Raw genomic sequence first — 22,846 nt, 5'->3', positions numbered from 1 at the left:
CACTAATATCAAGGCAAATTTTCGATACTATTATTAGACGCGCTCTGACACTACTGGCTATGTCCCGAAGCGACATGGACAGACGGAGTTTCCTGAAAGCCGCAGGCGGTGCGGCGGCGACCGCGTCGGTCGCTGGGTGTCTCGACAGCCTCGGCGGTGGCGGTGGCGGGGACGGGGGCGGTACCCTCGTCTACGCCCGCGGTGACCACCCGGAGAACTACGACCCCCAGCAGACTACCTCCGGTGAGGTGGCGAAGGTCACCAACCAGATCTTCAGCACCCTCATCCAGTTCGCTGCGGGCTCGGGGGGCCAGCTGGAGGACGCACTCGCCACGGAGTACTCGCTCTCGGGCACGACCGCGACGCTCACCCTCCGCGAGGACGTGACGTTCCACGACGGCTCCGACTTCACCGCGAAAGACTTCAAGGCGACGTTCCGGCGGTTCACCGACCCCGAGTACGACTACTATCTCGGCGACTCGAACCGCTCGGGCTACGCCGGCTTCACGCTCGGCAACTGGATCAAGAGCGTCGACGCCTCGAACGACTACGAGCTGACGATCGAGCTGACCCAGCAGTACGCGCCGTTCCTGCGGAACCTGGCGATGTTCGCGGCGGCGGTCCTCTCGAAGGACCAGATCGAGTCGCTCGGCTCCAGCCCGGACGCACAGGTCGAACTCGGCACCGACCCCATCGGTACCGGGGCGTTCGCGTTCGACCAGCTCGACAACGAGAACCAGCGCGTCCTGCTGCAGGCGAACGACGAGTTCTGGGGCGACGGCCCGAACGTCGGCGAGGTCATCTTCAAGACCATCACGCAGAACTCCACGCGCGCACAGGACGTCATCAACGGTGACTCCCACATCACCGACAACCTCGACTCCCAGTCGTCGACGCAGATTCAGGATGCGGACTCGGCGACGCTGAAGTCGAAGAACGGCATCAACATCGGCTACATGGGGATGAACATGGACCGGAAGGAGGAGTTCCGCGACCGAAAGGTCCGCCGTGCCATCTCCTACGCCGTCAACACGAAGGCCATCGTCGACCAGATCTACCAGGGCTTCGCCTCGCAGGCCGACCAGCCGCTCCCGCCGGACGTGCTGGGGTACAACGACAACGTCGACCCGTACCCGCAGGACAAGGATCGGGCCCAGAGCCTCCTCGAAGAGGCCGGCGCGACCGGCTTCTCCTTCGAGCTCGCGACGTTCTCGAACCCGCGTGGCTACAACCCGAGCCCGGTCGAGACGGCGAACCAGGTCAAGTCCGACCTCGAGGACATCGGCCTCACCGTCGAGATCAACCAGTTCTCGACGTTCTCGTCGTACCTCGACTACACCCTGACGGGCAAGCACGACGCGTGTTTCCTCGGCTGGTACACCGACAACTCCGACCCGGACAACTTCCTGTACGTCCTGCTCGACCCGCAGGTCGAGATGGACGCCGTCCCGGACGGCCAGGACTGGGTCAGCTGGGACACCGAAGGGTTCAACACGCTGAACGTCTCGGCGTGGGCGAACACCGACTTCATGGAGACGGTCCGTGAGGCCCAGCGCACCTACGACGAGAACAAGCGGAAGACGATGTACCAGGAGGCGAGCAAGCTCGCCCACGACGAGGCGCCGTGGGTGTTCGTCGACTACGCCCAGACGCTGCGTGGCGTGAACGAGGCTGTCGTTCCCGACAGCTACACCGTCTCCTCCGTGGGCGGCCCGTACCTCAACACCGTCGAACTGCAGTAATCGCGGAAACCGAAAATCCGGAACCGTTTTCTTTCACCCCCAACCACATCCGTCGAATGGTCTCGAAACGCTTCCTCGTGAAGCGCCTACTGCTGCTCGTCCCGGTGCTGTTCGGGGTGGCGACGCTCGTCTTCGCCATCCTCCATCTCGCACCGGGCGACCCGGCGCGCGTGATGCTGGGTCAGCGCGCGTCGACGGAGCAGCTGATGCAGGTGCGCCAGGATCTCGGCCTGAACGACCCGCTGTGGGTACAGTACCTCCGGTTCCTCGGCGACGCCGTGCAGTTCCAGTTCGGCGAGTCGTACCAGATCGCGAAGGGACAGCCGGTCCAGAGCGTGCTGTTCGACAAGCTCCCGGTCACCATCGAACTCGCGTTCTACGGCCAGATACTCGGCATCCTCTTCGGGATTCCGCTCGGCGTCCTCTCCGCCGTCAAGCAGGACTCGCTCGCCGACCACCTGACGCGAGTGGGGGCGCTGACGGGTATCTCGGTTCCCATCTTCTGGTCCGGGCCGCTGCTCATCCTGCTGTTCTCGACGTACCTCGGTATCTTCCCGACGAGCGGCCGTATCGGCTCGGAGTTCTTCGCCGGCAGCGACTACACGGCCTACACGGGCGTGCTCACCATCGACACCCTGCTGTCGGCGAACCCGGCGGCGTTCATCAACGCCGTCTGGCACCTGTTCCTGCCCGCGATGGTCATCGGCGTCTACGCGATGGCGTTGCTCTCGCGGATGATGCGCTCCTCGATGCTCGAAGTCGTCAGACAGGACTACATCCGGACGGCCCGCGCGAAGGGGCAGGGCCTCCGCATCACGCTGATGAAACACGGCTTCCGGAACGCCCTGATCCCCGTGGTGACGGTCATCGGCATCCAGTTCGGCACCCTGCTCGGCGGGGCGGTCCTCACCGAGACGATCTTCGGTATCGGTGGCATCGGCACGATGCTCGTCAACGCCATCGGCGCCTCCGACTACCCGCTCGTGCAGGGCACCGTCCTCACGTTCGCGCTGCTGTTCACGCTCGTGAACCTCGGCGTCGACGTGACGTACAGCTACCTCGACCCCCGGATCGAACAATGAGAGCCGACCAATGAGCACCGACACCCAATCCACGCAGGAACGCCCCGCCGAACGGAGCTTCCTCGACCGCCTCCGCGCGTCGCCGTTCCTCTCCGAACTGCTGTCGAACCGCCTGGCCGTCGTCGGCCTCTTCATCATCGTGGCGATGCTGCTGATCGCCGTCTACGCCCGGCTGTTCCTCGACCTCGGCGCGATCACCAGCTCGCGGCTCGGCACCTCGATCCCCGACCGTGCCCCACCGGGCTGGGCCGGGCCCGCGCCGTTCAACGAGCAGCTGTTCGGCACGGACGCCGCCGCGCGCGACATCTACAAGCGCACGCTCTACGGGGCGTGGCTCGCCATGAAGTTCGGCACCATCACCGTCGGCCTCTCGACGCTCGCCGGCATCTCGCTGGGCATCATCGCGGCGTACTACGGCGACGTGACGGACAACGTCATCATGCGCACGATGGACGTGCTGCTCGCGTTCCCGTCGCTGCTGCTGGCGCTGGCACTCGTCGCCATCTTCGGCGCCGGGCTCTGGAAGGCCGTCATCGCGCTCATCCTCGTCTACACCCCCCGGTTCGCCCGCGTCGTCCGCGGGGCCGCGCTGAAAGTGCTCGAAGACGAGTACATCGACGCGACCGTCGCACTCGGCGCGGCAGACCCCCGCGTTCTGGCCAGACACATCCTGCCGAACACGCTCGCGCCCATCACGGTCCAGTCGACGCTGAACTTCGGGCTCGCCATCATCGACCTCGCGGCGCTCTCGTTCCTCGGATTCGGCGCGCAGGCCGGCACGCCATCGTGGGGGCTGATGCTCTCGCGCGGCGTCGAGAACGGCCTCCTGACCGGGAAGTGGTGGATGTCGTTCTTCCCCGGGCTGTTCCTCGCCATCACCGTCCTCGGGTTCAACCTCCTGGGCGACGGGATGCGCGACGCGCTCGACCCCCGGATGCGCGACGCCATCGACTGAATGTCGGCGCTCCGCGCGTGGGCTGAACCCCGCGCCCGAATCCTCGGGACGGCGCTTCTCGCGGGGATCGTCGTCGGCGCCGTCGCCGCCGTCAGCTACGGAGTCCTCACCGAGCCGCGACGCGCCCGAACCGTCGTGTTCGCCGTCGGCGCACTCCTTCTGGGGTTCGGAACCCTCGGCTGGTCGGGTAGCGCGATGGCCGGCCGCGGCATCGAGAACATGCAGCGCTATCTGGAAACCGGAAGCGACTGGACCGAACGCGATTCGCGGCGGGCAATGACTCGCGTCGCGGGGTTCGGACTCGGGCTGATGGTCGGCGCGCCGCTACTGTAGAATCAGACCGAGAGGACGGGCTGTGAGGCGTGCGCGAGCACGTACTCGGCGGCCTTCTCGAGGATAGCGTTCGGGTCGCCCGTCACGGGCTCCCGAGGGATGACGATGAAGTCCGCGTCGACGTCGCCGGCGGCGTCGAGGATGACGCTCCCCGGATGCTGGGAGAGTCGCTGCATGGAGAAGCCGTACGCCGCAGAGTGCGACACCGGAACGTCACCCGCGAGTTCCTGAACCGCGCCGATGAACGACTCGGCCTCGGCAGCGACCTCCTGTTCTTCGATGTCGCCAGCCTCGACGCCGCGGACGACCCCCTCGCCGTACACGTACAGCGCGTGGAGACCCGCCCCGTACTTCTCGGCGACGGCGACGCCGTACTCGACGGCCTCGATCGACTCGTCGCTCCCGTCGACCGGGACCAGGACCGTCTCGATGTTCATACCGGGTCTGTGCAGCGGGATGGCAAAAAGTCACCGTGCGCGGCCCGTCGCCGCACGGCTCGCAGGCGAGGCGTCGGCGGCAGCCGGCAGGCGAGCCACGACCCGCCGGAGCAGCGGTGCCGCCATCGCGGACGTCAGGACCGCCACCACGAGGACGACGGTGTACATCGCCGGACTCAGGATACCGAGTTCCAGCCCGACGGCGGCGATGACGATCTCGATCGCCCCGCGGGCGTTCAGCCCGGCCCCCATCGCGAACGCCTCGAGCCGTGAGTGGCCGAGCCACGACGCCGCGACGTAGACGCCGACGAACTTCCCGACCGTCGCGACCACCAGCGTGAGCGCCGCGACGAGAAGGACGGTCGGCTCGAAGAGCAGCGACAGGTCGGCCCGGAGCCCGGCGATACCGAAGAACAGCGGCGCGAACACGCTCAGCGTCAGGCGTTCGAACAGCTCCGTCGCCGCGTCGCTCACGCCCCCCGACCGCGAGAGGAGGAGCCCGACGACGAACGCCCCGAGCGCCGGTTCGATACCGAGGCCGATGGTGACCGCCCCACCGACCAGCGCGGCGGCGAGAACCACCACGAGCTGCCCGCCGACGCTCTCGGCATCGAGCCGGGCGAACGCGGCCCCGAGCAGCCGCCCACCGACGAGGACCGCGGCGGCGAGGAAGGCGGCGACGGTCACCACGACCCGAACGATCGACTGCGCATCGACGGCGCCCGTCCGCGCCAGCCCGACGACGACGCTCAACAGCAGCCAGCCGACGACGTCGGTGAACATCGCGATGCCGACGGTCAGCTGCCCGACCGGCCAGTCGAAGACGTCGAGGTCGATGAGGATGCGGACGACGACCGGTATCGCGGAGATGCTGAGCGCGGTCGCGAGGAACAGCGCGAATATCGGCCGCTCCACCGCCTCGCCGAGTAGCGCCCCGGGCAGCACCGAGCCCAGCGCGACCCCGAGGCCGAACGGGACGGCGAGCCCGACGGCGGCGACGACCGCGACGGAACGGAACTGCTGGCCGACGAGGTCGAAATCCAACTCCATCCCCGCGAGCGTGAGCAACAGCACCAGACCGAGCAACGAGAGGACGCCCAACAGACCGCCGTCGCTGGGAAACAGCGCCGCGTACGTACCGGGAGCGACGGCGCCGAGTACCGACGGCCCCAGCACGAACCCGGTCGCGAGTTCGCCCACGACGCGCGTGACGCCGATTCGGGCGGCCAGACCGCCGAGCGCACGCGCGACGACCAGCAACACCGCGATCTGGACGAGAACGACCGACGAGATGTCGAAGCTCGGGACCACCGCCATCGTCAGTCCGGTTCAGCCCCCACACACAAAGTACGTCCCCACGCGGGGCGTCGCGGGACGGTCGTGGGCGCCACCCCGACCCGTGACGGGCGTAGAACCGCGTCGCCCGCGGAATCAGACGCCGCCCGAAGTCAGCGTCTCTTCGTCTACCGCCCGGCGGAACACGGGCGTCCCGGGGTTGCCGACGTCACGGTATCCCTGCGCCCGGAGGAGGAAGACGAGGTCGGTGAGTGTACACCAGTCGTGGCTCAACAGTGGCTCGCTGTCGGCCGTGAACTCCTCGCCGAACTCGACGAGTTCGGCGAGCGTCAGCTCGGCCGCGTCCAGCTCCGAGATGGCCTGCCCGACGGCCGCACGTCGGTCGGCGTCGCTGTGGATCGCGGCGTACGTCTCGACCTTCTCCGCGACTCGCCAGGTCATATCGTCGAGCGTCTTCCGCCCGGTCCGCTCCGGGTTGCGGACCTCCCGGACGTGAGCCATCATCCGACGATTGGCGGCGACGGCGTCGTCCCAGTGTTCGACTACCCAGCGCGCGCGTTCGAGCAGTTGGTCCACTGGGGCGACGAGCGGCGAGTCGGCGGGGACACAGTCGCGGACCCACGGCTCGTCACGGATGATCAACACCTGGCCGCTGGCCGCCTGCTCGAACCAGGTCCGGGCGAGCGTGTCGTACTCGGTCGCCGAAATCGCGATGTCGCCCTTCTCGAGGACCCGCTCGTACTCCTCCCACGACGCCGACGGGTGGGCCTCGACCCACGAGTGCCGGGTGTACTCCTCCGGGATGTCGCCCATACTGGTGATGACGGTCCGCATCTCGTAGTTCCGATGGAGGTCACACGCGATCTCCATAATCAGCTCCTGGTGTTTCTTCTCCCAGTTCGAGCCGGCGATGTGGAGCCACCGCGGCTCCTCGCTGTAGCGTTCCTCGAACCGACTGAAGTCGATCGGGCTGTCGGTCATAATCGACGCGTCGAGCGCCGACTCGATCACCGACTCGGGGAGGAACGTCGAGCCGAAGACGGGCAGTTCCGCGGCGTCGAGCCCGGCTTTGAACCAACAGCCGTCAGCCAGGACCGCGCGCGTCACCTCCATCTTCCGATGGTAGTCGTCGCGATAGCCATCCCCGGGGTACTTGAACGGTAACAGCAGATCGTGGACGTTCACGATATAGTCGAACGGCTTGGGTTCGCCAGCCCGGCGGCCCGACAGGTACAGCAGCCACTTCTGGAGGGGCCACTCCCCGTGCCGCAACTGGTCGATGACCACGTCCACGTATCCGAGGTCGTCGTAGATCCGCTGCTTCAGCGCGAGCAACTGAGCCTCGGTGAACCCGCTTTCGGTGAACAGGTACTCGACGTCCGTCCCGCCCATGAATGGCTCCGCCTCGATGAGCGTGACCCGGTCGCGGTCGGCGAGCACGTCCTCGCGTTCGTAGGCGGCGGTCGCCCGGTGCGGCAGCAACCAGTAGACGTGTATCGTGGAGTCCTGGCGCAGCCACTCGCGAACCCAGGTCACGGCGTCGTTGAGGGTCGCGTTCGCGCTGGCCTCGTTGGAGCGGTACAGCTCCGGAACGATGAGAACTCTCATAGCATCTCACTCTCGATTGCCGGAGATGGAACACTCCCCCGCTTAACCCTTCTGCTGGCACCTGCGGGTTCGAGTTCTCGGACCCGAGTACGTCCCCGTCGGGTCCGGACGAGGGCAGTATCGGCACGGGGACGGGAGAGACAGCGCCGGTGGCACACGCAGAGACAGTCACGCGAGCCGAAGCCCGGGAGATGCAGCCCAGGCGGGGGCAGTCTACTCGTATTTGAAATCGAGGGTGGTTATCGAGCGGCGACCACCCGCAACATACATCCGTTCCGTCGCTATCTCCGCAGTAATGACCGTCTATCGCGAGAGCGAATCGATCGAACAACACGTCGAAGCGTTGCTACAGCGGATGACGCTCCACGAGAAGGCTGGCCAATGCTGCGGCACGTACGTCGGGAAGGTGGGTGCAGTACGCCAGTCGCTCGAGGACGTCCTCGAGGAGGTCGAGGCCTACCAGCTGGGGTTCGCAACCCCGTTCGGAATCGCGAGCACGCCACACACGGACCCCCGAGAGGTGGCGGAAGTGGCGAACCGGCTCCAGCGACGCGCCATCGAGGAGAGCCGGCTGGGGATCCCACTCATCATCCCGGTCGACGCGACCCACGGCCACGCGTACATCGCTAGCGCGACGGTGTTCCCCCACAACCTCGGTCTGGGGGCGACGTGGGACCCCGAACTCGCCCGACGTATCGGCCGGGTCACCGCACGGGAAGTCCGGGCGACAGGCGCCCACCAGAACTACGGGCCGACCTGCGACGTCGTGCGCGACCCGCGCTGGGGACGGACCTTCGAGACGTTCGGTGAAAGCCCGCTGCTCGTCGGGGAGATGGTGGCGGCGAAGATCCGCGGGAGTCGCGAGGCGGAGCCCGGTGTGCTCACGACGGCGAAGCACTTCCCGGCGTACGGCGCCCCCGAACGCGGCGAGGACGCCGCACCAGTGGACGTCTCACCGCGCACCCTCCGGCGGGGGTTCCTCCCGCCGTTCGAGCGAGCCATCGAGGCCGGAGCCGACGTGGTGATGCCGTGTTACAACGCGGTCAACGGCGTCCCCGCCCACGGGTCCGAACAGTACCTCTCGGGCCTCCTCCGGGAGGACCTCGGGTTCGACGGGGCCATCGCCTCCGACTGGGGCGGGGTCGACCAGCTCCACGAGGACCACCGCGTCACCGACTCGCGGGAGGCCTCCATCCGGCTGGCCTTCGGCGCGGGCCTCGACGTCGCGTCGATCGGCGGCGTGAGACACGCCCGAGCGATCCACGATGCTGTCGAGACCGGGGCGATCTCCCGCGAGCGCCTCGACGAGAGCGTCCGTCGGATCCTGACGGCGAAGTTCCGGCTCGGCCTGTTCGACGACCCCTACGTCGACCCGGACCGGGCGGCGGAGTTCCTCGGGCACCGGACCCACCGCGAGCTCGCCTACGAGGCCGCGCGCAAGTCGGTGACCCTGCTCGAGAACGATGGACTGCTCCCGCTGTCGGGCGACGAGGACGTTCTCGTCACCGGACCAAACGCGGACGCCCCCCTCGCACAGGTGGGGGGCTGGAGCGTCGAAGACCCCGACGGGGTCGCGGGCGCGACGATTTACGAGGCGCTCCAGGACGGCCCTGGGACCGGGTCGGTCAGCTACGAGCCGGGACTCACCCCGACCGGGGACGACGCGCCCATCGATGCGGCGGTCGACGCCGCACGCGACGCGGACGTCGCGGTCGTCGTTCTCGGAGAGGGCTGGTACATCCACGAGTTCGCTTCGAACCCCCCCAAGCCGAACGCCAACGCGTTCCCCTCCCGGATCGACCTCTCGCTCCCCGAGGCACAGCAGCGGCTCCTCGAAGGGATTCACGAGACGGGGACGCCAACGGTCCTGACGCTCGTCTCGGGCCGGCCGCTCGCGGTCTCCTGGGCGGCTCAGAACCTCCCCGCACTCATCTGGTCGTACTATCCCGGAACCGAGGGCGGACGCGCGCTCGCGGACGTCCTCTTTGGAGACCAGGAACCGGGGGGGCGACTCCCCATCTCCATCCCCCGTTCGACCGGCCACCTTCCGGTGGTCCACGACCACCTGCCCCACCCCCATCCCGCCGGCACCAACCAGCACGTGGCCGCCTACGACCCACTGTTCCCGTTCGGACACGGCCTGAGCTACACCGAGTTCGCCTACCGGGACCTCCGCGTCTCGCCGGAAGAGATCCCGATCGACGGAACGGTCGAGGCGACCGTGACCGTCGAGAACGTCGGCGAACGCGTCGGCGAGGAGGTCGTGCAGTTCTACCTGCACGCTCGCTCCGGCCCCCTGGTCCGGCCGGTCCGCGAACTGTGCGGGTTCGAACGCGTCCGGCTGGACCCCGGGCAGGAACGGTCGGTGAGCGTCCGGCTCGGGACCGACGCGCTCGGAATCGTCCTCGAAGACGGCCGGCGAGTGGTCAGTCCCGGCCGGTACGAGATCGGCTGCGCAGACCTGCTCGTCCCGTTCGAAGCGGCCGCCCACTGAGTTCGAGCGGCGCCCGCTGGATGGCGATTCCTCTGGTCGCCGTCCGAGACGGGGTGTACCACGGGTGCTCCGCTCCCTGATTCACCTTCGTCCGATGGGTGATAGCGCGCGCTGTCGTGCCGAGCGATCTCACGGTTCGCTTCGCTCACCGTTCGCCTATCCCAGGTTCGAACGGAGTGAGAACCTCGCTGCTCACGGTCGCTGACTCGTGGGTTCGCCCGCTCGTCTTCTCGAGGACTCCCTGCGGTCGCCCTCGCTATCGCTCACCGTTCACAATAATGTGGCCGAACGCAGTGAGGCCACGCAAGCCAAGGGCCGGATTTGAACCGGCGTGTAGCTGCTCTGCAGGCAACCGCGTAAGGCCAGACTCTGCCACCTTGGCGCACCAGAATGTAACGTACTCCGGTGTTTAAGCGTAGCGATAGCTCACTGTTCGCCGTAGCTCCGGGGCATCCCCAGCGTGTGCTCGGCGATGTGGTTGCGCATCATCTCGGTCGAGCCGGGCGCGACTTTCCCGAGTCGCGTCCCCTTCCACATCTCGATGACGGTGTAGTCACGCGAGAAGCCGTTACCCCCGTGCGTCTGGACCGCGACGTCCGTCGCGTCGTGGCCCGCTTCACTGGCGCGCAGCTTCGCCATGTTGGCGAGCTTCGCCCGCTCCTTCGGGTCCGGCTCGTTGTCGATGGCCCACGCGGCCTTCCGAACCAGGAGCCGGGCGGCCTCCAGCCGCGACCAGTCCTCCGCGATGGGGTGCTGAACGCCCTGATGCGCACCGATGGGTTCGCCGAACACCTCCCGGTCGTTCGCGTAGTCGATGGCGCGGTTCAGCGCGCACTTCCCGACGCCGATTGCCCCCGACGCGCCCAGCAGCCGCTCGGGGTTGACCGTGTCGAACAGCTGGTACAGCCCCATCCCCTCCGTGCCGACGACGTTCTCCTCGGGCACGCGGACGCCGTCGAACGACACCTCGAACTGTTTTTCTGGGGTGGGAATCCCCACGTCGAGCTCGCGCGTCTCGATGTTCGGGTCCTGCGGGTCGACGAGGAACAGCGTCACCCCCTGCGTGCGCTTGGGCGCCTCCTCGCGCGGCGTAGTACGCGCGACGAGCAGCATCTGGTCGGCGCGCTCGACGCCCGAGATCCACTGTTTCGAGCCATCGATGACGTACTCGTCGTCGTCCTTCGCGGCGAACGTCGTCATGTTCGGGGCGTTGTGCCCCGCGTCGGGCTCGGTCAGCGCCATCGAGAACTTCACGTCGCCGTCGCAGATCCCCGGGAGCCACCGCTCCTGCTGTTCGTCGCTCCCGTAGTTGGTGAGCGTGATGCCACCGAAACAGACGGTGACGACGTACAGCATCTCGACGCCGAGACAGCCGTGGGTGGCGAGCTCCTCGACGATGGCCGAGAGCTCCCAGAAGCCCATCCCCTCACCACCGTGCTCCTCGGGGATGGCCGTGCCGAGAAACCCCGCGTCGGCACAGTCGGCCCAGAACTCGCTGGGGTCGCGCCCCTCGCTCACGTCGAGCCAGTAGTCGTCGTCGTAGTCGCTCGCGATGCCTCTCGCGGTCTTCTGGATCAGCTCGAGTTCGGGTGTCTCCTCGAAGCCCGGTGGCGTGGACTGGGTGGTCGGCATGCACGTGCGATAGCCCCTCATCCACATAAAACCCGCAACTAAAAACTGTTGTATAGTTGTTCGACAGGCACTGTCGGTGCGCGAACCGGACGACAGCGCGGCCGCTGGTCGAGCGGGCCACGGTGGCACCGCTCTCGACATAAATGAAAACGGCCCGAAGGGCGTGTGCCCTCCGGGCCGTAGTATGAATGGTAGGCGGCGAACCGAGTTTCCCAGAGACTCTCGTACTCCAGTACTCACCGGAACGCTGACAGGCTTATCTTCCGTGTTCGGGATGGGTACGGGAGTGACCCTGTCGCTATGGCCGCCTTAACGCCGACTCACGGAATCGAACCGTGATACCGCGAGGACAAGTCCTCGCGTCTCCGAACTGCGAGGCAGTTCGGATTACCAATGTCGGTGGTGGATGTAATCCGCGTGTAAGTGCGATCCAGATTGCGCCTGGACTCGTTCACGAGTCTCAGTGCGATGATTGAGTGGCTTCGGTCCTTAGTGCCTGCGGGCTGAACACCTCGTTGCCTCGGTGCGTACACCCCAGGTCTATCGATCTCGTCTTCTACGAGCGACCTCAGCGGAACCTCTTTTCCAGGTGGGTTTCGAGCTTAGATGCGTTCAGCTCTTACCCCGTGTGACGTAGCTGCCCGGCACATGCCCTCTCGGACAACCGGTACACCAGTGGTCACCATTCGTAGTTCCTCTCGTACTATACGAACGTTCCCGTCAGGTTCCGAAACACCCCCAATAGATAGCAGCCGACCTGTCTCACGACGGTCTAAACCCAGCTCACGACCTCCTTTAATAGGCGAACAACCTCACCCTTGCCCGCTGCTGCACGGGCAGGATGGAGGGAACCGACATCGAGGTAGCAAGCCACGCGGTCGATATGTGCTCTTGCGCGTGACGACTCTGTTATCCCTAGGGTAGCTTTTCTGTCAGCAATGGCCCGCATCGGGCAGGCTCATTGGTTCGCTAGACCACGCTTTCGCGTCAGCGTCACTCGTTAGGAATGACACTGTCAAATCATCTTTTGCTCTTGCGCTCTTCCACGGGTTCCCGACCCGCGTGAGATGATCTTAGGGCGCGCTCGATATCTTTTCGAGCGCGTACCGCCCCAGTCAAACTGCCCAGCTATCGGTGTCCTCCTCCCGGAGTGAGGGTCACAGTCACTAACGGGTAGTATTTCAATGATGCCTCGGTGGCGTGCTAGCGCACGTACCTGTGTAACGGCTCCTACCTATTCTGCACATTAGCGACCATGTCCCAGCGACAGCCTGCAGTAAAGCTCCATAGGGTCTTCGCTTCCCCTTGGGGGTCTCCAGACTCCGCACTGGAACGTACAGTTCACCGGGCCCAACGTTGGGACAGCGGCGCTCTCGTTAATCCATTCATGCAAGCCGCTACTGAAGCGGCAAGGTACTACGCTACCTTAAGAGGGTCATAGTTACCCCCGCCGTTGACGGGTCCTTCGTCCCATTGTACTGGGTGTTCAGATACCCGCACTGGGCAGGATTCAGTGACCGTACGAGTCCTTTCGGATTTGCGGTCACCTATGTTGTTACTAGACAGTCGGAGCGCCCGAGTCACTGCGGCCTGCCCATTTCCTGGGCAGGCATCCCTTATCGCGAACTTACGGGACTAATTTGCCGAATTCCCTAACGTCGGTTGATCCCGACAGGCCTTGCCTTTCTCTGGCACGAGCACCTGTGTCGGTTCTCGGTACGAACGTCATACTCGCCTTTTCACGGGCCCTAGGTTGAACCAGCTTACGATATCCCGCCGTTCGTCCGCTTCGTGCCATTACGGCTTCCACGGATTTTGACGGTTGTACCACGCGAAGGCGTGGCCTGGTCGACCCCAAGGCGTCAGCTTTCAATGTATGACGGCGCTGGAATATTAACCAGCTTCCCATTTCGTCCTGCTCGAATTGCGACAGGACTTAGGATCGGCTAACCCTCAGCTGATAAACATTGCTGAGGAACCCTTACTCGTTCGGCCGTCAGGATTCACACCCGACTATCGCTGCTACTATGGCCAGGATTTTCGTCACCAATCGGTCCACTCGAATTCTCACCCGAGCTTCCGCCCGATCGGAGTGCCAACCTACGCAATCATCCGGTAAAGGATGCGGCTAGGTCTCGGTAGTGGACTTGAGCCCCGATCATTTTGGACGCCCCAAACCTCGGCCGGTAAGCTGTTACGCTTTTCTTAGAGGGTAGCTGCTTCTAAGCTCACCTCCCGGCTGTCTAGGGCTCGGGACCATCTTCAATCGCACTTAGTCCACATTTTGGGACCTTAACCCAGCTCTGGGTTGTCTCCCTTACGCCGTACAGGCTTACCCCGCACGGCGGACTCCCTGCGTCAACGGCGTATGTGAGTTCGGAGTTCGACAGGAAGGCAGACTCCTCTCGGAGGCCGCTCTTCCAATCGGTCGCTCTACCCCACATACTACCTCGGCAGAGGTAATGCTTCGACATTTTTCGGTTGGAACCAGCTGTTTCCAGATTCGATGGGCCTTTCACCCCTACACGCAGGTCACGGGAGGGTATTGTAGGACACCAACCCTAACGGACCTCCACGTAGCTTTCGCCACGCTTCGTCCTGCCCGCGCGTAGATCATCTGGTTTCGGGTCGTACCCGTTTGACTCCCCGCGCTTGAACACGGTGGCCCTGGCAATGCTGCGGCCGTATCGGTTTCCCTACGCCTTCCTGGATACTCCAGTTAGACTCGTCAAACAGGTACACTCCCTGGCTCGTTTTTCAAAACGCACGACGAGACATCGGCTCCTCTCGAGTCGTACAATGGGGTCGCCCCCAGGTCCTTCGTCGAGAGGCCTTTTATGCCTCGTCGCTCCATCGCCACCTGATTTCAGGCCCTATTGCACCTCCCTTCTCGGGGTGCTTTTCAGCGTTCGTTCACACTACTTGTTCGCTATCGGTCTCAGGTCGTATTTAGTCTTGGCAGACGATGCCTGCCATCTTCCCGAGGAATTTCCAATCCCCGGTACTCTGGATCTGACGCACCGTGTACTCCACGACGATACGGGTCTGTCACCCTGTATCGAGCTCCGTTCCAGGAGACTTCTCGTCGAGTTTCCACGGATGAGAGTCAGTCCGAACACCACATTGGCCGAAGCCTTCGGTTTGGACTGTGTCGCGTTCACTCGCCGTTACTGACGACATCGCATTCGCTTTCTCTTCCAGCTCCTACTAAGATGTTTCAATCCGGAGCGTTCCCTATTGCGCAAGGCAATTGCTGAGGGGATTCCCATTAGGACATCCATGGTTCTTAGCCTCCGTGCGGCTCCCCATGGCTTATCGCAGCTTGGCACGTCCTTCATCGGCGCCTGAGCCGAGCCATCCACCAGGCGGCACAGTAGCCACGATCACTGAGGAACAGTGAACGGGTCCAGTGAGCGCCTGGATCGCACTTACACACGGTTTCATCGTTACACCCGGCTGCGGGGCCGTGGCGTACATCCACCCTTCCCACTCACGCTCACACGGAGTGGTGCATCGGTCGTACCCGAGACGAATGCCGTCGTCCGTATAAGGGACACGGTTTCCGTCTCGGACATGGACCCACGGGGATTCGAACCCCGGGCATCCTCCTTGCAAAGGAGGCACTCTACCACTGAGCTATGGGCCCAACATCGACCGCGGCGGACGCGCTGCCCACGTCTCCTCGTACGTGTGGGCACAGTCCGTCCGCGATCGTAGCCCTGGTAGTTCTAAGGTGCCCGGATGCGCGTCGCCGACTCGAGACCACAACACAAGGTGGGCCGGAGTAGAACTCCGGTCCCGGTCTTTAGGAGGTGATCCAGCCGCAGATTCCCCTACGGCTACCTTGTTACGACTTAAGCCCCCTTGCGGAGCCCAGATTCGACCATCGCATGATGGCCTCATCCGGACCCCACTCGGGTGCTTTGACGGGCGGTGTGTGCAAGGAGCAGGGACGTATTCACCGCGCGCTTCTGACACGCGATTACTACCGAATCCAGCTTCATGAGGGCGAGTTTCAGCCCTCAATCCGAACTACGACCAGGTTTAGGAGATTAGCGCCCCCTCTCGGGGTGGCTTCCCATTGTCCTGGCCATTGTAGCCCGCGTGTTGCCCAGCTCATTCGGGGCATACTGACCTACCGTTGCCCGTTCCTTCCTCCGCTTTGGCAGCGGCAGTCCCCCTAGTGTACCCAGCCATCGCGAGATGCTGCTGGCAACTAGAGGTGCGGGTCTCGCTCGTTGCCTGACTTAACAGGACGCCTCACGGTACGAGCTGACGGCGGCCATGCACCTCCTCTCAGCAGCTTCGAATAAGGTCATCAACCTGATCGTCATTACTGCTGTCGGAGCTGGTGAGATGTCCGGCGTTGAGTCCAATTAAACCGCAGGCTCCTCCGGTTGTAGTGCTCCCCCGCCAATTCCTTTAAGTTTCATCCTTGCGGACGTACTTCCCAGGCGGATCGCTTCACGGCTTCCCTACGGCACAGCGCAGGCTCGTAGCCTGCGCCACACCTAGCGATCATCGTTTACGGCTAGGACTACCCGGGTATCTAATCCGGTTCGAGACCCTAGCTTTCGTCCCTCACTGTCGGATCCGTTCTCCAGAGGCGCTTTCGCCACCGGTGGTCCGTCCAGGATTACAGGATTTCACTCCTACCCCGGACGTACCCCTCTGGTCTCCCGGTCCCAAGCCGAGCAGTTTTCGCCGGACGCCTACTGGTTAAGCCAGTAGATTTCCCGACGAACTTACTCGGCAAGCTACGGACGCTTTAGGCCCAATAATATCGGCCATCACTTGGGCTGCCGGTGTTACCGCGGCGGCTGGCACCGGTCTTGCCCAGCCCTTGTTCCTGTACCACCTTACGGTACAGAAAAGCGAGGGCTCTATGCCCTCGCACTCGGTGTCCCCCTATCGCACTTGCGTGCAGTGTAAAGGTTTCGCGCCTGCTGCGCCCCGTAGGGCCCGGACTCTTGTCTCAGAGTCCGTCTCCGGGCTCTAGCTCTCACTACCCGTACCGATTATCGGCATGGTGGGCCGTTACCCCACCATCTACCTAATCGGCCGCAGCCACATCCTACGGCGCCGGAGCGTTTGGCGCTCCCAGCATTCCAGCTCGGGAGCGCTATCCGGGATTAGCCTCAGTTTCCCGAGGTTATCCCGATCCGTAGGGTAGTTTGGCCACGTGTTACTGAGCGGTTTGCTACGTTAGACGTACAACTCGCATGGCTAAATCGGACACCGATAGCAATGGCCTCCGGCAGGATCAACCGGAATGGTCCCGAGCACAAGGCTCGGGGGGTTTAGGCGGGAACACACTCGTGTGAGTGTGTACCTTCGCTATCGTGTACATGGTATCGAGTCGGCGACACCCATACCGGGTGTCACCGAACTACCAGGGCTAACATCAGATTCGATCGTGTACGGCGGACCGCAGGGGTCGAATCCTCATTTCCTTCGGGAACTCAATATACACCGAGGCAGGTCATAAACCCACCGAAGTGCGTTCGAGTCCCGCGACGGGCCGAGTATCCAAACTCAGGCCCAGTCACGCTGTGTGCATTCCATCCGAGTGCCCTGTTACACTTAAGGGCGTCGGATTCATCCTCGCGCCGTGCCCCGGTTGACCCGGGAAGCGCGTATTTGAATCCGAGCGCCCAGGTACGTATAAGGGCATCGGATTCAGGCTCACGTCGCCACCCCGGAAGGGTGGGTCAGCGCGTATCTGCATCCGAGTGCCCAGGTACGTATAAGGGCGTCGGATTGGGCGTGTTCGACGCGTCCCAACGGAGTCAGGACGCGGGACACCCAGAGGGCGTCCGGCTTGGGCGGGGGGCGTGTGCCCCTCGCGCCCTTCACATCCATTCCGATGGGGGTGATACTCTTAAGGCCGTCGTTCCGTCGGCGCTCCGTGATGCGGTTTCATGGGCCGGATGCACATGGCACGTGACTGCACCCGGGAGGAGAGTGCTGCGGCTCGCGAGAGCAATGTCGCGCGGCTGGAGGTCGAGCCGTCATCCCGCGCTCGCACGCTCGGTCGGGTCGGATGATGGCCGCGCGTCCGCACGTACGCGCGAGGTCACTAAGTGGGTTCGGGCTTCGGTCGAAAAGTGGGAGCCGCGTTAGATCTCGTCGAGGTGCTCGATGCCCTTCTTCGAGACGTTCGCCTCGGTGATGTTCGAGGGCATCCAGTCCGGTTTGTCGTCGGGCGCCTCCTCCTGCCACGCCCAGCCGTCGTAGATGTGGACCTTCTTCGTCCCCTTCTCACGGAGTCGGAGCTCGGTCTGTTCGGCCGCATCCTCGGAGCGCGCTGGCTCGAGCCGGCGGGCCGCTTTCAGTGCCGCCTGTCGGGGCGTCCGACCGGAGAACACGCTCGTCTCGTTGCCGGTTGCGTCACGAAGCGCGAAGTTCCGCTTGCCGTCGTCGTCAGGTGCCATGGTTTTGGACCTCCATGGCACAAGTGAACAGAGGGCATTATAAATATATCCCCCAAACCGAGGGACGACGGCCGATTCATTTATAAGGGCAGCCGGTTTCGGCGCTGGTGACCCCCCGACTGAACGCCGAAATCCGCCGAATCTGGTACCCACATCCACTCGCGCGCGCGAATCTCCCGACATGGACGGCACGGTACACTTATGTATCTCGTGCGGCGAACGACGAACAACAGCGCGATGGTGCGAAAGAAGAAGCTCAGCCCCAGTGGCGCGAAAGACGAGAACGGCGAGTACCACAACGTCCACGTGAACCTCCACGAGGACGAGCTCGCAGTCGCCGGCATGGAGATCGGCGACGAGGTGTTCGTTCGAGTCCGCGACGGTAAGATCATCATCCAGAAAGCCGACCCAGACGAGGTCGAACACGAGTTCTGAACGAGCCACAGCCACCATCGACGACCGTATCGCTTTTGCGCACTCGCTCACCCGCCTAGCGTGATGACTGGCTACGACCTCGCGAAACCCCTGCTGTTCTCCCTTCCGGCCGAGACCGCCCACGGCCTCGGGCACACCGCGCTCCGACTCGCGCAGGACACCCCCGTCGAGTCGCTGCTGCGCGACCGCTTCGTCGTCGCGGACCCTCGACTCGAAACCGAGGCGTTCGGCCAGACGTTCCCCAATCCGGTGGGCGTGGCCGCGGGCTTCGACAAGAACGCCGAGGTGCCGAACGCGCTCGCCGCCCTCGGCTTCGGCCACGTCGAGGTCGGCGGCGTCACGGCGGAAGCCCAGCAGGGCAACCCTCGGCCCCGGATGTTTCGACTCAGGGAGGACGAGGCCATCGTCAACCGCATGGGCTTCAACAACCACGGCGCGGACGTCATCGGCGAGCGCCTCGCCGACGTCGACTGTCCGGTCCCCGTCGGAGTCAACATTGGGAAGTCGAAGTCCGCACCCCTCGACTCGGCCGAGGACGATTACCTCTACACGTACGAGCGCGTGCGCGAGGGCGGAGATTACTTCGTCGTCAACGTCTCCTCGCCCAACACACCAGGGCTCCGAGAACTCCAGAACCGCGAGGCGCTCGAACGCATCCTCGGGACCCTGCAGGACGCCGGGGCAGCACCCCTGCTCGTCAAGTTCTCCCCGAACCTCCCCGAGCCGGCCATCGAGGAGGCGCTGGGGGTCGTCGACGACCTCGGCCTCGATGGCGTCATCGCGACGAACACCTCCACGGACCGCCCCGACTCCCTCCGCTCGAAGAACGCCGCCGAGGAGGGCGGGCTCTCGGGCAAGCCCATCGAGGACATCGCCACGGGGATGGTCCGGTTCGTCGCCGAGCGAACGGACGTCCCGGTCGTCGGGGTCGGCGGCATCTCCGACGCCGAAGGCGCCTACGAGAAGATCCGCAACGGCGCGAGTGTCGTCCAGCTCTACACGGGGCTCGTCTACGAGGGGCCGACGCTCGCCCGCGACATCAACCAGGGGCTCCTGCGACTGCTGGAGCGCGACGGCTTCGAGTCGGTCGACGAGGCGGTCGGCGCCGACCTCTGAGTCGGCGAACCTGACGGCCAACCCAACAGAAACGGAGGGCTTACTCGAGGGCGTCGAGTCGGAATTCGAACGCCGCCACGGGCAGTTCGAGGTCGTGTTCGACGAGCACCTTCGGGTGGATCTCGCCGACCACGCCCGCCGACTCGCCGTCGAGCACCACCTCGGCCGCACGACCCGAGATGAACGTCGGGTGCTCGGTGGGAGGCGTCTCGAGTTCTTTCCCGAACGCCCGGGCGATGGCTTGCACGCGGGCCTTCGCATCCTCGTAGGACGCCTCCGTTCGCGCGAGCGCGCCCGCGACCGTCCGGTGTTCGGCCACGCCCGTCGGCTCGCCGTCGTCGACCTCGGCGGCGAGGCCGATCTCCGCGAGGTCCTGCGGGTACGCCCGGTGCGTGTTGTTCTCCAGCACCATCAGCAGCGAGGGGAGCGCCCACGTCCGCAGCATCGTGTAGTCCTCGCTGTATGGCCCCTCGATGACGGTGGGCTCGCCGCCCCCGACCACGTCAGAGCCGGGCTCGATGGCCATCCGCTCGTAGTTCTCTTCCTCCGAGATCATGTGGAAGTTGAGCAGGTCCTCGAAGCCGAGCCCCACGACCGTCTCGCGGGCAGCGCGCTCTAGCTTGGAGCGGTCGTGCCGGCCGCCGACGGTCGAGACGTCCGGGTACTTCGGTTCGAGTTCGTTGAAGCCGTACGCGCGCCCCACGTCGTCGACGAGGTCCAGGGGATGCAGCACGTCGACGCGGTACGGCGGAATCTCCACCTCGTAGGCGAGCGGCTCCTCGGTGGTCGAGTCGACGGAGAGCCCCGACCGCTCGAACAGGTCGACGACGTCCTCGCCGGAGAGGTCGACGCCGAGCGTCGTCTCGATGCGCTCGTGCGTGACGGTCTTAGTGCGCGTCGAGAGGTCCGGTCGGACCACGTCACCGTCCGGGTACTCGATACGGACTTCCTCCACGCGGCCGCCACGCGCGTCGAGCGCGTAGCAGACGATGTTCAGCATCTTGTCGATGGTCCACTGGTCGGTGCCCGTCATCTCGACGAACAGGTCTCGGGAGTCGGCGTCGACCTCCGTCCGCTTGCCGTTGATGACCGGTGGGAACGAGAACAGCCCGATGTCGTCGAAGATGGCCGGGTAGCGCTCGTACTCGCTGACGAGATCGGCGAACTTCTCGCCGGTCGCGTGGTCGGAGAGCACCTCGCGTGGCGTCATCTCCTCGTTCGAGTCGAGGGGAACGAACCGTTCGCCGTCCGGGTCGATGCCGGTGTACGTGATGGTCTTCGGCTTGTCGTCACCCGCGGTCCGACCCTTCAGCATCGCGAGGTCGTGGACCCCGATGGCCCCCTTCGCGCGCTTGCGTCCCATCGTCGCGTGGAGCTTCTCCTGCAGCTGGATGAGCGACTCCAGTTTCTCCTCGGTCATGTCCACGCCCCGGACGATGGCCGCGGTGACGTACGGCCGCTCCTCGGGGACGTCGTCGACCTTGACGACCCACTCGGCGTCGTTCGTCTTCGGGACGTAGACGCCGCGGTCGTCACCGTACTGATATCGGAGCGAGCGCGCCACGCCCTCCACGGAGAGCCGGTCGAGCCGGTCGGGCGCGAACTCCAGTTCGAACTCGCCGTCGTCGGTCTCGCCCTCGAATTCGAGGCCGAGCGCGAACAGGTCGTCTTTGAGTTCCTCGTCGTCCTTCTCGTCGTGGCCGGTCAGCCGCCGCAGCTCGTCGGGATCGACGTCGACGGTCGGCATCAGTGGACCACCTCCACGTTCCGCAGCAGGTCCAAGTCACACAGCGTCCCGTGGACGTCGCGGATGTCCTCGAAGCCGTACATGAGCATGAGCAGTCGCTCCAGGGCGAGTCCCCACGCCATCACGTCGCACTCGACGCCGAGCGGCTCAAGCACCTCGTCGCGGAAGATGCCCGAGTTGCCGATCTCGACCATCTCGCCGGTCTCGGGGTGCGTCCCGAACAGCTCGAACGACGGCTCCGTATAGGGGTTGTAGTGCGGCTTGAACTCGATGTCGGTGATGCCGAACTGGGCGTAGAACTCCTCGAAGGTGCCCATGAGGTCACGCACGGAGAGGTCGTCGGCCATCACCCACCCCTCGATCTGGAAGAACTCCAGGAGGTGCGTCGGGTCGAGCGTGTCGTTGCGGTACACCTTCTCGACGGAGAAGAACCGCTGGGGCGGTTCGAGGTCGCCGATGGCGTGCCCGGATAGATAGCGCATCGACAGCGAGGTGGTGTGTCCGCGGAGGGCGACCTCCCGGGCGAACTCCTCGCTCCACGGCGAGTGGTAGCCCTCGCCGTCCTCGCCGACGCCGTTGCGGTGGGCGTCCTCGACGCGCGCGACGAGGTCTTCCGGGAGGTCCTGCATCGGCGGCACGTCGAGGGTGAACCGGTCCCAGTGGGTCCGCGCGGGGTGGTCCTGCGGCATGAACAGGCAGTCGTTGATCCAGAAGTCCGCGTCGGCGTGCGGCCCGTCCATCTCCTGGAACCCCATCCCGACGAGCGTGTCCTTCACGGACTCGGCGGTCTGTCGGAGGATGTGCGTCTTCCCGCCGACGACCGCCTCGGCGTCGGCCTCGACGTTGTACTCGGCGAACTCGACGTCCTGCCAGTCGCCGCTGGTGAGGAGTTCGGGCGTGACCTGCCCGACGGTCTCGGCGACCTCGACGCCCTCCATCATCGCCGTCACACCCTCATCGGTGAGCGTGACGGACCGAACGGTCGTGCTCGACCGGGCGACGAGCCCGCGGTCGACGAGCCGGTCGAGGACGCCCGAGTCCAGATAGCCCGCGTTCCCGTCGGCAATGGCGTCCAGCGCCTCGGACTCGGGGTCGGCGTCCGGGTCCACGTCCGGGCCGCCCTCCAGATTCGCGAGGAGTTCCCCCGAGTCGATGGAGCCGAACCCCTTGCGCGCGAAGTTCGAGAGCGCGATGTCGACTTCGGGGCCCTCCAGTCCCGAAGCGCCGATGACCTGCCCCATGCTGACGGGGTCGTCGTCGGCACCGGCGTCGACTGCGGCGCGGTAGAGGCGGATCTCGGGGAGGCCCTCGCTCCGATACTGCTCGCCCTCGTCGGTGAGCGTCACGTCTTCGGCCTCGTACTCCTCGACGTCGACGAGGCCCTTCTCGGCGAGTTCGAACGCCGCGCGGGTGAGCGTCTCGGGTTTCTCACCCGTTTCCTCCGATAGCTGTGCGATCGTCTTGGTGTCGGTCGCGCTGGCTGCTTCGAGCAACGCGACCTCCGTGTCCGGGAGTTTCATTGTGTGCGTGTGTGC

14 protein-coding genes, 2 tRNA genes and 3 rRNA genes are annotated in these 22,846 nt (G+C 65.0%); 7 read left to right on the top strand and 12 right to left on the bottom strand.

What is annotated here, in order from left to right:
- The first annotated feature begins 59 nt into the window (after positions 1 to 59).
- From NL126_RS07295 to NL126_RS07280, 4 genes are read left to right on the top strand one after another with little or no spacing between them, the layout of a single operon-like run.
- A complete protein-coding gene (locus tag NL126_RS07295; RefSeq protein WP_255198261.1) occupies positions 60 to 1,742 on the top strand; it encodes an ABC transporter substrate-binding protein in 1,683 nt (560 codons plus the stop codon).
- 56 nt (positions 1,743 to 1,798) lie between these two features.
- Positions 1,799 to 2,824, top strand: coding sequence for an ABC transporter permease (locus NL126_RS07290; protein WP_255198260.1), 1,026 nt, complete (start codon positions 1,799 to 1,801; stop codon positions 2,822 to 2,824).
- Positions 2,825 to 2,834: 10 nt separating this feature from the next.
- Positions 2,835 to 3,779: an ABC transporter permease gene (locus NL126_RS07285; protein WP_255198259.1), complete on the top strand. Its 945-nt coding sequence runs from the start codon at positions 2,835 to 2,837 to the stop codon at positions 3,777 to 3,779.
- A complete protein-coding gene (locus NL126_RS07280; RefSeq protein ID WP_255198258.1) occupies positions 3,780 to 4,112 on the top strand; it encodes a DUF7268 family protein in 333 nt (110 codons plus the stop codon).
- A 2-nt stretch (positions 4,113 to 4,114) separates the two neighbouring features.
- Here the strand turns inward: NL126_RS07280 and NL126_RS07275 are convergent, their stop codons facing one another.
- The 3 genes from NL126_RS07275 to NL126_RS07265 form a co-directional block, all read right to left on the bottom strand.
- Entirely contained in the window at positions 4,115 to 4,549 is a 435-nt protein-coding gene (locus NL126_RS07275; RefSeq protein ID WP_255198257.1) for a universal stress protein, read from the bottom strand.
- 30 nt (positions 4,550 to 4,579) lie between these two features.
- Entirely contained in the window at positions 4,580 to 5,866 is a 1,287-nt protein-coding gene (locus NL126_RS07270) for a cation:proton antiporter (RefSeq protein ID WP_255198256.1), read from the bottom strand.
- Positions 5,867 to 5,980: 114 nt separating this feature from the next.
- Positions 5,981 to 7,453: a hypothetical protein gene (locus tag NL126_RS07265; protein WP_255198255.1), complete on the bottom strand. Its 1,473-nt coding sequence runs from the start codon at positions 7,451 to 7,453 to the stop codon at positions 5,981 to 5,983.
- A 295-nt stretch (positions 7,454 to 7,748) separates the two neighbouring features.
- On the opposite strand from NL126_RS07265, the gene NL126_RS07260 reads away from it, so the two are divergent.
- A complete protein-coding gene (locus NL126_RS07260) occupies positions 7,749 to 9,947 on the top strand; it encodes a glycoside hydrolase family 3 N-terminal domain-containing protein (RefSeq protein WP_255198254.1) in 2,199 nt (732 codons plus the stop codon).
- Between the two features lie 306 nt (positions 9,948 to 10,253).
- Here NL126_RS07260 and NL126_RS07255 read toward each other — a convergent pair.
- The 7 genes from NL126_RS07255 to NL126_RS07225 form a co-directional block, all read right to left on the bottom strand.
- Positions 10,254 to 10,329, bottom strand: a tRNA-Cys gene (locus NL126_RS07255).
- 44 nt (positions 10,330 to 10,373) lie between these two features.
- A complete protein-coding gene (locus NL126_RS07250; protein ID WP_255198253.1) occupies positions 10,374 to 11,579 on the bottom strand; it encodes an acyl-CoA dehydrogenase family protein in 1,206 nt (401 codons plus the stop codon).
- Positions 11,580 to 11,769: 190 nt separating this feature from the next.
- Positions 11,770 to 11,891 (bottom strand): 5S ribosomal RNA (gene rrf / locus NL126_RS07245).
- 159 nt (positions 11,892 to 12,050) lie between these two features.
- A 23S ribosomal RNA gene (locus NL126_RS07240) occupies positions 12,051 to 14,965 on the bottom strand.
- A 188-nt stretch (positions 14,966 to 15,153) separates the two neighbouring features.
- Positions 15,154 to 15,225, bottom strand: a tRNA-Ala gene (locus tag NL126_RS07235).
- Positions 15,226 to 15,386: 161 nt separating this feature from the next.
- Positions 15,387 to 16,853: ribosomal RNA gene (locus NL126_RS07230) — 16S ribosomal RNA — on the bottom strand.
- The 16S, 23S and 5S rRNA genes sit together here with 1 tRNA gene alongside, the layout of an rRNA operon.
- 845 nt (positions 16,854 to 17,698) lie before the next feature.
- Positions 17,699 to 18,013: a non-histone chromosomal MC1 family protein gene (locus NL126_RS07225; RefSeq protein ID WP_255198252.1), complete on the bottom strand. Its 315-nt coding sequence runs from the start codon at positions 18,011 to 18,013 to the stop codon at positions 17,699 to 17,701.
- Positions 18,014 to 18,250: 237 nt separating this feature from the next.
- Between NL126_RS07225 and NL126_RS07220 the strand changes: the two genes are divergently transcribed.
- Positions 18,251 to 18,448: a hypothetical protein gene (locus NL126_RS07220; protein ID WP_254823863.1), complete on the top strand. Its 198-nt coding sequence runs from the start codon at positions 18,251 to 18,253 to the stop codon at positions 18,446 to 18,448.
- Positions 18,449 to 18,511: 63 nt separating this feature from the next.
- The gene (locus NL126_RS07215; RefSeq protein ID WP_255198251.1) at positions 18,512 to 19,564 is read left to right on the top strand and encodes a quinone-dependent dihydroorotate dehydrogenase; all 1,053 of its coding nucleotides are present in this window, start codon (positions 18,512 to 18,514) and stop codon (positions 19,562 to 19,564) included.
- 40 nt (positions 19,565 to 19,604) lie between these two features.
- Here NL126_RS07215 and pheT read toward each other — a convergent pair whose 3' ends face one another.
- Entirely contained in the window at positions 19,605 to 21,311 is a 1,707-nt protein-coding gene (gene pheT / locus NL126_RS07210) for a phenylalanine--tRNA ligase subunit beta (RefSeq protein WP_255198250.1), read from the bottom strand.
- Entirely contained in the window at positions 21,311 to 22,831 is a 1,521-nt protein-coding gene (pheS, locus tag NL126_RS07205) for a phenylalanine--tRNA ligase subunit alpha (RefSeq protein WP_255198249.1), read from the bottom strand. Before pheS ends, pheT begins: the two co-directional genes overlap by 1 nt.
- Positions 22,832 to 22,846 lie beyond the last annotated feature (15 nt).

The organism is Halorarius litoreus, assembly GCF_024362405.1.
In the GTDB taxonomy this organism is placed as follows: domain Archaea; phylum Halobacteriota; class Halobacteria; order Halobacteriales; family Haloarculaceae; genus Halorarius; species Halorarius litoreus.
This window is presented reverse-complemented; position numbering and strand designations above follow the sequence as displayed.